This is a genomic window from Streptomyces sp. NRRL S-455 (assembly GCF_000717875.1).
Lineage (GTDB): Bacteria > Actinomycetota > Actinomycetes > Streptomycetales > Streptomycetaceae > Streptomyces.
The window spans coordinates 234,615-247,307 of record NZ_JOCT01000021.1; the positions used below are offsets into that span (position 1 = coordinate 234,615).

12 protein-coding genes are annotated in these 12,693 nt (G+C 69.4%); 5 read left to right on the forward strand and 7 right to left on the reverse strand.

Annotated elements, in window-relative coordinates:
* Positions 1-41: 41 nt before the first annotated feature.
* Complete coding sequence (locus tag IE97_RS0126430) at positions 42-761, forward strand: helix-turn-helix transcriptional regulator (protein WP_051705112.1); 720 nt, start codon at positions 42-44, stop codon at positions 759-761.
* Here the strand turns inward: IE97_RS0126430 and IE97_RS0126435 are convergent.
* From IE97_RS0126435 to IE97_RS0126465, 7 genes are all read right to left on the reverse strand, one after another.
* Complete coding sequence (locus IE97_RS0126435; RefSeq protein ID WP_051705113.1) at positions 715-2,049, reverse strand: ATP-grasp domain-containing protein; 1,335 nt, start codon at positions 2,047-2,049, stop codon at positions 715-717. The genes IE97_RS0126430 and IE97_RS0126435 overlap by 47 nt on opposite strands.
* Before the next feature lie 85 nt (positions 2,050-2,134).
* A complete protein-coding gene (locus IE97_RS0126440; RefSeq protein WP_051705114.1) occupies positions 2,135-3,100 on the reverse strand; it encodes an ornithine cyclodeaminase family protein in 966 nt (321 codons plus the stop codon).
* 79 nt (positions 3,101-3,179) lie between these two features.
* Positions 3,180-4,451: a DegT/DnrJ/EryC1/StrS family aminotransferase gene (locus IE97_RS0126445; RefSeq protein ID WP_051705138.1), complete on the reverse strand. Its 1,272-nt coding sequence runs from the start codon at positions 4,449-4,451 to the stop codon at positions 3,180-3,182.
* Positions 4,452-4,498: 47 nt separating this feature from the next.
* On the reverse strand, positions 4,499-5,872 hold the full coding sequence (locus tag IE97_RS0126450; RefSeq protein WP_051705115.1) for a cation:dicarboxylate symporter family transporter: 1,374 nt from the start codon (positions 5,870-5,872) through the stop codon (positions 4,499-4,501).
* Positions 5,873-5,886: 14 nt separating this feature from the next.
* The gene (locus tag IE97_RS39385) at positions 5,887-6,477 is read right to left on the reverse strand and encodes an NADPH-dependent FMN reductase (RefSeq protein WP_051705116.1); all 591 of its coding nucleotides are present in this window, start codon (positions 6,475-6,477) and stop codon (positions 5,887-5,889) included.
* A gap of 183 nt (positions 6,478-6,660) precedes the next feature.
* The gene (locus IE97_RS0126460) at positions 6,661-7,377 is read right to left on the reverse strand and encodes a response regulator transcription factor (RefSeq protein WP_030245496.1); all 717 of its coding nucleotides are present in this window, start codon (positions 7,375-7,377) and stop codon (positions 6,661-6,663) included.
* 182 nt (positions 7,378-7,559) lie between these two features.
* Complete coding sequence (locus tag IE97_RS0126465) at positions 7,560-8,882, reverse strand: cation:dicarboxylate symporter family transporter (RefSeq protein WP_078603388.1); 1,323 nt, start codon at positions 8,880-8,882, stop codon at positions 7,560-7,562.
* A gap of 199 nt (positions 8,883-9,081) precedes the next feature.
* Between IE97_RS0126465 and IE97_RS0126470 the strand changes: the two genes are divergently transcribed.
* From IE97_RS0126470 to IE97_RS0126485, 4 genes are all read left to right on the forward strand, one after another.
* The gene (locus IE97_RS0126470) at positions 9,082-9,777 is read left to right on the forward strand and encodes a response regulator transcription factor (protein WP_037844805.1); all 696 of its coding nucleotides are present in this window, start codon (positions 9,082-9,084) and stop codon (positions 9,775-9,777) included.
* On the forward strand, positions 9,770-11,290 hold the full coding sequence (locus IE97_RS0126475; RefSeq protein WP_030245503.1) for a sensor histidine kinase: 1,521 nt from the start codon (positions 9,770-9,772) through the stop codon (positions 11,288-11,290). Before IE97_RS0126470 ends, IE97_RS0126475 begins: the two co-directional genes overlap by 8 nt.
* The gene (locus IE97_RS39390; RefSeq protein WP_030245505.1) at positions 11,284-11,928 is read left to right on the forward strand and encodes a helix-turn-helix transcriptional regulator; all 645 of its coding nucleotides are present in this window, start codon (positions 11,284-11,286) and stop codon (positions 11,926-11,928) included. Before IE97_RS0126475 ends, IE97_RS39390 begins: the two co-directional genes overlap by 7 nt.
* 376 nt (positions 11,929-12,304) lie before the next feature.
* Positions 12,305-12,655, forward strand: a complete 351-nt coding sequence (locus IE97_RS0126485; protein ID WP_234310764.1) for a GYD domain-containing protein — start codon at positions 12,305-12,307, stop codon at positions 12,653-12,655.
* The last annotated feature ends 38 nt before the right edge of the window (positions 12,656-12,693 follow it).

The window sequence follows — 12,693 nt, forward strand, 5'->3', positions numbered from 1 at the left end:
CGACCTCCACCCTGTGGTCCTCACCAAGGAGAAGTCAGAACATGTCCCCGCAGCCGACTGCGACTGATGAGACGGATCTGGCAGGCACCTTCGTCATGCTCCGAGACAGGCTCACCCGGTTACGCGTCGAGCAGATCCTGAACGGTGCGAGCCGGCGGGCGCGGGTGTACGGGTCCCAGGACATCGAGGACGTCGTGGAGGACGTCGTACGGGAAAGAAATCCGATACTGATCGTCTCGCTGCACGAAATCGATGCCGTGAGCCGGTCCGCCCTGACGCTGTGCGCGGCCACGGGAGCGAAGGTCCTGGTCCTTGTGGACGACACTCGACGGGCCCCGTGGGAACGGCTGGCGGGCATTGCCGTGGGCGGATGTCTGTCGACCGCGGAACTGTCCGAAAAGGGTCTTTGCCGGGCGATCGAGCGGATACGCGCGGGTGAAGTGCCGGTATCCGGAAATCTGATACACGCTCTGTTGTCCCTGGCCGTGGGCGCCCCCAGGGATTCCCACGATCACCTGGTACGGATGACTCCACGGGAGCAGGAGGCTTTGGTCCTCCTCGTCGACGGACTGAGCAACAAGCAGATTGCGCGGCAACTCGGTATTTCCCTGCACGGCGCCAAGCGTCTCGTCGCCAACATCCTCGCCAAACTGAACTGCACCAACCGCACTTCGGCGGTGACCCAGGCCTTGCGGAGCGGTCTGTACGACAGGGTCAGAAACAGTCGCCAGGATCGTCAGCTGCTGCTGCAGAACGGGTGACCTCGATCTTGACACTCGCGGTCAGCCGCTCGGCCGTGTCGACGGCCTCCTGGAGTGTCGGCCCGGTGACACAGACGAAGGACGAACGGTCGTAGGAGGACTTCAGCGGCGCCGTCTCGCTGCCCTCCTTGAGGGTGAGCTTCCCGGCGAGGAGATGCGGGGAGGCGGCGACCTCCGCCCAGCCGTCCACGGCGGTGACGGTCCCCGCGGGCGGCGTCAAGAACCGGATGGCGGCGGCGTGCCGGGCGCCCCAGCCCGAGACGTCCACGGGCTTGCCCAGGAACTGGTCGAAGACGGCCCCGTGCATCTGCGTGTCCGTGATGTGCTGCGCCATGACGTGGATGTAGTCACCGCCGGGGCGCACATGCACCTCGCCGAGCACGATCCCGCCGTCCGGCTCCAGCCAGAACTCGACGTGGAACACACCCCAGGACAGCCCCAGGGCCGGCAGGGCACGCTCCAGAGTCGACGTCACATCGGCCTGCGCGCCCGGCGGAAGGTCCGCGGGCATCGCATGCCCGAGTTCGATGAAGTGCGGGGCGCCCGTGGTGACCTTCGCCGTCACGGCCAGCAGCCGCGGCACACCGTCGACGAAGACGCCCTCCGCGCTGAACTCCTCCCCGGTCTGGAATCCCTCGACGAGGACGTCCTCCGCGAGAGCTGCTTCGGTCGGCTCGTCGGCGGCCATGTCCATCCCCTGACCGACGAGTTCCTCCCTCAGCTCCCGCCGTGCCCGGGCCAGATGGACCAGGGCCGCCTCCAGGTCGCTCTCGTCGCGCACCAGCGACACCCCAGCGCTGCCCCGGCCGGTGGGCGGCTTGACGATCCACGGTCCCGGTGGGTGCGCGGCCAGGAACTCGCGTATCTCCCCCTCCGAGGAACAACGCGCCACGGGCGGCTGCCGGAAGCCCCGCTCGGCGAGCGCGGCACGGCAGGCGAACTTGTCCTGAATACACCGCACGGCGGCCCGCCCGTTGCCCGGGAGCCCCAGGGCCTCGGCGACGGCCGCGACGGACTCCGCCGCCGTCTCACGGGTTCCGTACACCCCCAGGAACTCCTGGCCCGCCTTCTTCTGCCGCACCGCCCAGGCGACCGTGGCCTCGACATCCGCGTACGGCAACTCCACGGTGCGTGCGGCGCGTTCGACGAGTTCCGGGACCTTGCTCAGATTCTCCCGGGTGTCGGCGAGTATCACGTCCAGCCCGCGCTCCTCGGCCTGTTCCATGCAGTGCGCGCCGGTCGGCCGAAGCGCACCACCGAGCAGCAGCAGAGAGCGAGCCGATGCCATGCGCAGCCTCTTCCTCGTCAGGAATCGTGATCACCGATGCCTCGACCATCATGGTGGAGCTACGAGGCATGTCAATCGCACGGGTTCAGAAGGGGACTTCCTGGCCCGCGTGGGTCTGCACGGCGCGCTGGTAGAGCAGGTCGCACACGAGGGCGTCCTCGGTGGGGATGCCGACGGATTCGAAGAGGGTCAGTTCCTCGGCGGAGGTGCGGCCCGGGTGCTCCTCGGAGAGGACGGCCGACAGCTCGGTCATGGGCGGGCGGGGCGGCAGGAGGCCCTCCGCGATCGGGATCAGGATGTCGCCCGCCTCGCGCAGCACGGCGTCCGTGGACTCGACGAAGAGCGAGGCGTCCGCGACCAGCCGCGACGGCAGCTCGCGCCGGGTCGGGCCGTACGCTCCGACCGCGCTGATGTGCGCGCCCGGGCGGGGCCGGAAGGCGTCGGGGAACAGGGGGTCGGTGGCGGACGTGACCGTGCAGATCACGTCGGCGTCCTCAGTGGCGCTCGCGACGCTGTCGTGGAGCTCGATCTCGACCCCGGCGCTCCGGGCCCACTCGGCGAGCCGACGGGCCTTGCCCATGTCCCGGCTGTGGAGCCGGACGGAGTCCCAGGGACGGATGCCCGCGAGGCCCTCCAGGTGGCTCCGCCCCTGCACGCCCGCGCCGATGACGGCCAAGGTGCGGGCATCCCGCCGTGCCAGCAGGTCGGTCGCGAGGGTGGTCACTGCGGCGGTTCGCAGTTCGGTCAGGGTGGTGGCGTCCATCAGGGCGAGGGGCCGGCCGGAGTGGGCGTCGAAGACCACGGCCAGCCCTTGGACGCTCGGCAGCCCCTGGGCGGTGGCGCCGTCGAAGAGGCTGACCAGCTTGACGGAGAGGGTGGCCCCATGGGCGGCGGGCATGAACAGCAGCTGCCCCTCCGGGGTCTGCACGGCGCTGCGGACGAACCCGTCACTGCCGTCCCGGGCCGGGAGGAACGCCTCGCCGACGACGGCGGCGAGGTCGGAGACCGAGGTCAGGTCCCTGATGGTGGTCGCGTCGAGGAGCTTCAACACGGGTTCTGCTTTCGGTCGCGGCGTTCACGGACGGGGGCGATTCGTCGTGCGGGGCGCCCTCAGCTGCGCGGGAGTGGCCTCAGCCGCCGCGTACGGTGCGGAGGGAGTCGTCCAGGAGGTCGCAGAGCAACTCGATCTCCTTGTCGCTGAGCCCGGGGTGGCAGGGGAGGTTGACCTGCTCGTGGAACCACAGCCGCTCGGCGACCGGGCACTCGCCGTAGTAGTGGCTGCGGGCACGCCACTCCGGGGTCAGGTGGAGAGGGAAGTAACGGAGGACCACCTGCACCCCTCGCTCGCGGAGTTCGTTGACCAGCCGGTCCCTGTCGATCTTCCGCGGCCCGCGGACGAAGAAGGTGAACAGGTGGTGCGACTGCTCGGCCCCCGCCGGTTCGACGGGCAGTTCGACGCAGTCGGTGTGGTTCTCCAGCACCTCGCGCAGACGGGAGGCGATCAGCCGGCGGCGTGCCACCAGCTCGGGCAGGGCGGCCAGTTGCACCGAGCCGACGGCCGCGGCGGCTTCGGAGAGCGTGGCGTTGGTGCCGTGCCGGAGCAGGGCGGCGCAGTCGTGGGTGTAGGCGTTCCCGGGGTAGAGGGCGCCGGGGAGGGCTTCGGCGGAGTCACCGAAGCGGTGCCGGTGGGGGACGAAGCGTGCGTCCGTCTCGTTGCCCCGGAGCCGTTCGACCCGCTGGGCCCACTCTTCGTTGTGGAGGGTGAGCATGCCGCCCTCGCCGAGGGTCGTGATGTTCTTGCTGGAGTGGAAGCTGAAGCAGCCCATGTCCCCGAGGGAGCCGGGGCGGCGGCCCCGGTAGGAGCTGCCGATGGCGTGTGCGGAGTCCTCGATGACCACGGCGTCGTGGGCACGGGCGATGGCAGTGATCGTCTGCATGTCGGCGGGCAGGCCGCCGTAGTGGACGAGTATGACGGCGCGGGTCCGGTGGTTGACCAGCTGTTCCAGGCGGACCGGGTCCATGTTCATGGTGTCCGGGCTGACATCGCAGAACCTCACCCGTATGTGTGGGTACTGCAACAGCGGTTGAAGGGTGGCCTGATAGGTCTGCGGAGTGACGACCACCTCGTCCCCCGGGCGCAGGTCCAGCAGGTGGATGGCGAGTTCGAGGGAAACGGTGCCGCTCGTGGTGCTCAGGGCGTACGGGGTGCCGACGTAGGAGCGGAAGTCCCGCTCGAACCGGGCCCGCCAAGCGCCACCGGACAGCGTCGCGCCCGAACGCAGGACCTGGGAGACCGCTTCGAGCTCCGCAGCTCCGACCTTGCTCCCCACCGGGAGGTACGGCACACGGTAGTCCCGGTCCGGCGCGGCGTAGGCGGACACCTTGGGTGTCTCGTCGATCATCATGTCGCTCCCACAGTCGTCTCAGTCGAACGGTCGTTTCAGTCGCATCACTTGGCAGGGGCGCTCGCGGTCAAGTGCGTACTCGGTCCGGTGTCGCCGTGGTCGCTCTCGGGGACGTCCGCGACGAAGGTGGCCTCGTCGAAGGGGAGTCGGCCGCCGAGGACCTGGCCGACCCGCTCCTTGTCGATTTCCTTGGTCCAGGTGCCGACGAGGACGGTGGCGACCGCGTTGCCCGCGAAGTTGGTGAGGGCGCGGGCCTCGCTCATGAAGCGGTCGATGCCGACGATCAGGCCGACGCCCTCGACGAGTTCGGGGCGGTGGGACTGGAGGCCGCCGGCGAGGGTGGCGAGCCCGGCGCCGGTGACGCCCGCCGCGCCCTTCGACGCGATGATCATGAAGACCAGGAGAGAGATCTGCTGCCCGATGGAGAGCGGATCACCCATGGCGTCGGCCACGAAGAGCGAGGCCATCGTGAGGTAGATGGCCGTACCGTCGAGGTTGAAGGAGTAGCCGGTCGGGACGGTGATGCCGGCCACGGGCTTGGAGACGCCCAGGTGCTCCATCTTCGCGATCAGGCGCGGCAGCGCCGTCTCGGAGGAGGAGGTGGAGAGGATCAGCAGAAACTCGCGGCCCAGGTACCTCAGCAGGGAGAAGATGCTGATGCCGGTGCACAGCTTCAGGAGGGGGCCCAGCACAAGGAAGACGAACAGGACGCAGGTGACGTAGAAGCCGGTCATGATGACGGCGAGGGACGCGAGGGCGTCGGTGCCGGTCTCGCCCACCACGGCGGCGATCGCGCCGAACGCGCCGACCGGAGCGGCCCACATGATCATCGACAGGATGCGGAAGACCAACCGCTGGATGTGTCCGATCCCCCGCAGGATCGGCTCCCCGGCCGAGCCCATCGCCTGGAGCGCGAACCCGCTCAGCAGCGCGACCAGCAGCGTTTGGAGGACCTCCTCCTCGGTGAAGGCGGAGACGAGGGTGGTGGGGATGATGCCGACGAGGAACTCGACGGTCCCGCCGCTGCCGTCCTTCGCCTGCTCGGCGCCGACACCGGCGGTCTCCTGCGTCAGGTGCAGGCCGTGGCCGGGTTCCAGGAGGTTGCCGACAGCCAGTCCGATGGCGAGGGCGACGGTCGACATCGCCATGAAGTAGCCCAGTGCCAGACCGCCGACCGCGCCGACCTTGGCCGCCTTGCGGACGGAGCCCACGCCCAGCACGATCGTGCAGAAGATGATGGGCGAGATCATCATTTTGATCAGCGCGACGAACGCCGCACCCAGCGGTTTCAGTTCCTTCGCCGCCTGCGGAGCGACAAGCCCGAGGGTCACGCCGATGACGACGGCGGCGATCACGGCGAGGTAGAGATAGTGACTGCGGTCGGTTCTGCGGCGGCCGGGCTGTGCTGACGTCGACATCGGGAGCCTGCTCCTTAGTTGCCGTGCAGGGCGAAAGCGCCGACGGCCGAGGACATGGACGACAGGGCGATCAGTTGGCGGCTCATGGCGGTCAGCCGCGCTCGTGCCGCCGGTGAGGTGAGCCTCCGGCGACCGTCGTGGGTGCTGGTGAAGTCAGTGGGTACGGTGACGAGCTGATCGGGGACGGCGAGTCCTTTCAGGGCGCGTACGACCACCCGCAGGCTGTCGCAGACCTGGGTGGCCGAGAGGTTCTCGCCGTGCGCGAGGACCCCTACCGGCTTGCCCTGGACATGCGGGGTGTCCAGGTGGTCCAGGGCGTTCTTCATCGCTCCGCTGAAGGAGCCGTGGTACATGGGGGACGCGAGCACGAGCACATCGGCGCGGTCTGCGAGCGCCACGAGTTCGCGCGCGGCCGGGTCGGCGTAGTGCATGCCCCGGCCGTGGCGGGCCGCGTCCAGGATCGGCAGGGGCCGGGTCGCCAGATCCCAGATCCGGTTCGTCCCGCCCAGCTCGGCCAGGCACTCGGCGGCGGTGGCGACCGCCTCCCTGGAATGCGAACCCACACTCGGACTGCCGCAGATCAGCAGTGCTTCCGGACTCGTCATCGACGCCCCTTCTCTCGCGTGCCGTCTTCTGCCGGAACACCTTGCCCGCGCGGTGCCGGGGAGGCGGTCACCCGGACTCGTCACGGAGGCAGACTTACCTACCGGTAGGGAGTGTTGAAGGTCTCTGTCCGCTCGACGACGAGCGCTGTCACAAACAGGATCCCGGCGGATCCGGGAGCGCGATCAGAAAGCCCTCTTCGTCGCGTCCAGGTAGCCACGACGGGCGGCGATGGCTCCGGCCTCGAACCTGCTGCGCGCGTTCATCTCGTCCAGCAGCCGGGCGACGGTACGGCTGACCGTGCGCTTCGACACCACCAGGCGGTGGGCGATCTGCTCGTCGGTGGAGCCGTTGGCCAGCATGCGCAGGACTTCCTGGGCGTGTCCCTTTTCCAGCGAGGGGTGGACGCTCACCGAGAACGGCTTCGCCTCGTCCCACAGGCCCAGGAAGAGGTAGTGCAGCATGCTCACGGTCTCGGGGCAGTCGGAAACGGTGGTGTTCTCCTCCCGGTCCCGGCCGGCGCTCCCCCCGCCGGCAAAGGAGCCGACAACGGCCGTGGTGTTGTCGACCACCGAGAGGGGGACGGGGACCTGTGCCGAGGTACGCACCTGGATTCCTGAGCGGGCCTGCCACTCCACGTAGGCGCGGACGTCGGGAAGGGCGGCGAGCCGCTCCTCCCAGATGACCGATATCCGTACCCAGCGCCGCAGAAGGTTCAACAACAGCAGCCGCTCCCCCTCCCGTTCGACGGGGCTCATGGTCTCGCCCGAGCGGACGAGGACGAGTTCGTGCCGGGCCGTCGCGAGGGCGGAGCGGAACCTCCGGTCCGGGTGGTGGAGGGTCGGTCGTGCCGGGGTTCGTGGCGAGCGACTCGGGGCGGTTGCGGTGGCGTTCACTGTCATGCCGTACGGCCTCTTTCCATGGTGACGCGATGACGCGATGACGCGATGACGGAAAGGCAGGAGGGCGGGGGCGGAGGAGGGGGAGGGAGGGTGGCAGGGAAACAGGGTGGATAACGGGCGAGGTTCGGCATGGGTGGGCATACGGGTGGAAAGCGAGGGCGTGTGTGGTTTACCGGGGTGGGTCAGTCGTCGGAAATGCGGACCTCGACGACGGAGGTGTCCTCGCCGGGCCGGTCCGGTTCGACGGGACGCCGCGCCGACAGCGTCAGGTGCAGTCGATCGAGGTCGAGTTGTCCGGCCCACCGGGTGATGACCAGGGTGGCGACCGCGTTCCCGATCAGGTTGGTGATGGCCCGGAACTCCGACATGAAGCGGTCGATGCCGATCAGCAGGGCGATCGCCGTGAGCGGGAACGACTGGGTGAAAGAGACCGTCGCGACCAGCGTCAGCAGCCCGGAACCGGTGACACCGACCGCCGATTTGGACATCACCATCGACAGGACGACGAAGAGGAACTGGTCCGTGGGGGAGAGTGGATCCCCTGTCACGGCGGACACGTAGACCGCGGCCAGCGTGAGGTAGATGCAGGTGCCGATCAGGTGCAGGGACTGGCCGCCGGCCATCAGGGGGGCGCTCGTCGCCCGAGGAACCCCCGCCAGTTCCAGCTTGCGCAGGACGCGGGGGAAGACCGGGCCCGAGGACGAGGTCCCGATGACCAGCAGTATCTCGTGCCGTAGGTACCTCAGCAGGCCGAGCAGCGACCAGCCGTGCAGCCGCGCCAGCAGGCCCAGCCCGCCGAGGACCACGACGGTGCAGGTGAGAGCGAAGGTGAGGAAGAGATAGAGCTGCCCGCTCAGATGCATCACACCGAACCGGCTGGCGGTGTACGCGCTGCCGGCGAAGGCGGCCAGCGGGGCACAGACGAGGATGAGGCGTACGGCGCAGAAGAGCAGGTGACTGCACCGGTTGATCAAGTCCAGTACGGGGACGACCCGTTCACCCCCCAGGATCATCGCACCGCCGACCAGCGCTCCGACGCACAGCGCGTGCAGCGGATTTCCACTGGTGAAGGCGGAGAAGAAGCTCTCCGGGAGGAGGGTGTCGAGGCCGATGGAGAAGTCCTCGACCTGGTTCCGCAGTGCGGCGACCTGATCGGCGGCTTGCTCCTGCGGGACCTCCCGAAGAGGCAGCAGGGAGAGGAGGTTTCCGACGAGCAGCCCGATGACGAGGGCGGCCGCGGTGGCCACCTCGTAGTAGATCAGGGCCTTCAGCGAGAGGTGGCGCATCTGGCGTCCACTGCCCAGCGAGGCCATGCCGCCGGCCACGGTGGTGAAGATGATCGGCGGAATCAGCAGCATCATCATGGACACGAAGCCGTCGGCGACCACGTGCAGACGAACGGCGAGTCCGGGTGCCGCGGCCCCGAAGGCGCCGCCGAGAATGAGGCCCCACAGCACCCAGGCGGTCAGCGACCTGGGCGCGGCATTTGTCAGGAACCTCCACATCGCGCGCACTATCCCCTTCGCGAGCCCCGTTGGCGTCCCGGAGTGGCTTACCGGGCCTCCGACAGTAGGGCGGCAGTGAAAGAAACGTGCTTGTGGATCTGTAACACAACGTCAAAACTTTGTAGCGGGCACGACATGTGGGGTGTCTGGCGTACGTTGACTTACGTTCCACAGTCATATGTTGACCAACGGGGGTCGCATGAAGGTCTTGCTGGTGGAGGACGACGCAGAGGTGGCGAGCGCCCTCACGGAAGGACTGGAGAGCCACGGCTGGACGGTGGACCATGTGTCCACCGGCCGGGCGGCGTTACGGGTGCAGGACCCGGGTGAGGTCATTCTGCTCGACCTCAATCTGCCGGACATGGACGGACTGGAGGTGTGCCGGGGGCTGCGCGATGCCCGCAGGACCCCGATCATCGCCGTGACGGCGCGGTCGGACGAGATGGACAAGGTGCTCTGCCTGCGCCTGGGAGCGGACGACTACGTGGTCAAGCCGTACCGGCTGCAGGAGCTGCTGGCGCGCATGGTCGCGGTGGTGCGCCGCGCGAACGGGGCCCAGGAGGAGCGCGCCGACACCGTCGTCACCCAGGGCGCGTTCAGCATCGACCGGGTTCGCCGCGAGGTGCGGGTCATGGGGCGTCACGTGCACCTCACCCGCAAGGAGTTCGACCTGTTGGTGCTGCTCTCGAGCGCTCCGGGTCGGGTGTTCTCCCGGGAGTTTCTGCTGGCGGAGGTGTGGCGCCAGGAGTGGATGGGCAGCAGCCGGACACTGGACACGCACGTCGCGAGCCTGCGGCGGAAACTCGGCAGCACGGAGTGGATCAGAACGTCGCGCGGGGTGGGGTTCAGCTTCCACCCGCCGTCGGACCTGACGCCCGAGATATCCGATGCGTGAGATGTACGGGGCGGTCCAGGCCCTGGTGGTCGGTGGCCTCCTCATCAGTCTCCTGGTACCGCTCGGTTCGCTGCTCGGCGAGAACATGGTGGACGGCGCGGCGCAGGACATGCACCGGACGGCCCGGGAGGTGACTCCCGGGCTGGTCCGGGCCCTGGCGCGGGAGTCCCCGGAGGAGACCGACGAGGCGCGCCTACTGGCCGAACTGGCCCGCGTGGATGGTGCCAGTGCCGTCGTGCGGAGGGCGGACGGCACGGTGGTGACGTCGCCGCGATCTTCTGCCGACCTGGTGGCGGAGGCGAAGCGGCTCCCCCCGCAGGGCGGCACCCGCACCGTAACGCTGCCGCGCGGGATGCCGCCCGGCGGCCATGAGCGGATCGCCGTGGCGAGCGCTCTGGGGCCGGCCGGGACCTCCGGAACGCTCCTGGTGGAGAAGTCCGCCGTCGGTTTGCGTGGCGAGATCCTGATGGCCTGGTTCGCGCTGGCGGCGCTGGTGCCGGTCGGCACCGCGCTGTCTCTGCTGCCGGTGGTGGTACTGCGCCGCCGGGCGCAGTCCTCCCTGGAGCGGCTGCGGGACACCACACGGTCGCTGTCCGAGGGTGCGTTCCATGTCCGGGTCGACACCGATGCCGCCGATCTGCCCGCCGTTCGCGCACTGGCCCGGGACATCAACCAGTTGGGGTCCGTCATCCAGTCCGTCATCGAGGAGCAGAGGCACTTCCTGACGGACGTGGCCCACCAGCTTCGCAACCCGATGGTCGCGCTGCGCCTGCGGGTCGAGAACCTGCGCCCCCATCTCGTGGACGCGGACGGGGCGCGCATCAGCCGTGCGCTGGCCGATGTGGACCGGCTGGACCGCACGCTGACGGATCTCCTGGAGCACGCCCGGTCGGCGCCCGACGTGCCGGGCGTCCAGATCGAGAACGTGTGCGGTGTCGCCGAGAAGTGCGTGTGGGGGTGGGCACCGGTCGCGGAGGCGCGCAGCGTCCGGCTGAAGCTGAGCATGCCGCGTCGGGCCTGGGCCATGACCAGGGTCGGCGCGGTGGAGCAGACCCTCAACGTGCTGCTGGCCAACGCCTTGAAATACGCGCCCGAGGACAGCGTGGTGGAGGTCCGAGTCGAGCGGGAGGACGGCGGCCTGCGCATCGCGGTGCGGGACCAGGGCCCAGGACTGTCCGACGTGGAAAGGAAGTTGGCGCTGAAGCGCGGCTGGAGCCGGGACGCGTCAGGCGGCAGCGGTATCGGGCTTTCCATCGCCACCAAGCTCATCGAGTCCTCCGGGGGACGGCTCCGGCTGAGGTCCTTGTCGCACGGGGGCCTGGAGGCAGTGGTGTGCCTGGTCAGCGCGCTGCCGATGGAGGACGGGCCGCCCGGGGCGGAGGCGGCCGAGGACAGCGCCGCCCGCACGCCCCCGGCCCAGGGGCCACCCGGCCCAGCGTGCCCCGCACCCGATTCCCCTGTCGTGCGCCCGTCGGACGCGACGTCCCTCGAGGAGGACCGGAAGTCATGCTGAGCCCGCTGTCCGCTCCGCGCCTGCGTACCGTTGAGGAACTCCAGTCCGCGGCCCGGGAGATCGTCGGGGAGAGTACGGGCGAGGTCTTCTGTTACTGGAACTACGCCTCGGTGGAGGAGCCGCTGCTGGAATCGGTTCACCGCAGTGGCCTCCACTTGCGGGAGCGGGCGGGGGAGGTGCGCACCGTGCTGCCCCGCACGGTGCTGCTCACTCCGGAGATCGCCGACTTCGTGGACTGGCACCGGGCGTGCGGGTTCCAGGTGGGGACGAGCGCCGGACTGCCGCCGGGGGCCATGCTGTTGACCGACGCGGGGGCGCTGGTCACCACGGCGTTCGACGAGGGGTGCGACTACGCCTGGATCCGGGACGGGCGGGTGCTGGAGGCGTTCCGCGCACTGGCGCGCATGCTGTGGGGACGGGCCGACGCCGTCGTCGATGCGGGTGACGAGTCCCTGGGCGCGACGGACCGCAAGGTGCTCCTGATGCTCACTCAGGGGGCGACCGACCGTGTCATCGCACGGGAGTTGGACCTCTCGGACCGCACGGTGCGGCGCATTGTCGCCAGCCTGCTGGAGCGCCTGGGGGCACGCAGCCGGTTCGAGGCGGGGATGCTGGCCGCCGCGCGGGGCTGGGTGTGAGGGGCTGCACGGATAGGGTTCTCGAGGCGGTGGCCGGAACGAAGGCGACTCGGTGTACCGGCCCCGCCCACCCCGCCCCTGCTGACCGAGGGCCGGGCTGACGCCCTCGTGCGGCTCGTGTACCGCCCGTCCGGGCGGGAGGCCCGCCCTCCGGGCGGACGGTCCTGACCGCGTCGCGACAGCCGATGTCGTCTTGCTGACACGGCGCTTGTCCCCTCCAACCGTGCGTCGGCAGCATGGCATTTCGAAATGCCGGGCCGTGGCAACGGGGGTTCCACTGAGCGTCGAGCGCCCAAGTCCGGCCCCGAGACGAGTGATTCCGGTTGCTTCGCCACTCTGTCTGACCCACTCCGGGAGGGGCTTTTCCGTGCAGTACATGATTCTCGCGCGCTATTCGCAGGACGTGGTGGAAGGCGTGCTCAAGGACCCGCAGGCGATTATCGCCAGGGACGAGCACGCTTTTAAGTTCTACGGCTCGCTCGGCGGCAAGGTCGTCAACTACTGGTTCACCCGCGACGTCGAATACCACTTCGCCGTTGTCGTCGACTTCCCGGACGCGGAGGCCGCGCACGCCGCCGTGCTGACCGGCTACTCCACCGGCGCCTTCACCGAGGGCAAGCTCATCCCGCTGGCCTCGGCCGACGAGATGGTCAGCGCGCTCAAGCGTGCCGCGCCCGCCGTCGACCTGTTCTACCCGCCGACGGAGCCGCAGGACGCCTCGGCCTGACCCCTGGGGCCTGTCTCGGGCAGGTGGGGCACGCCCCA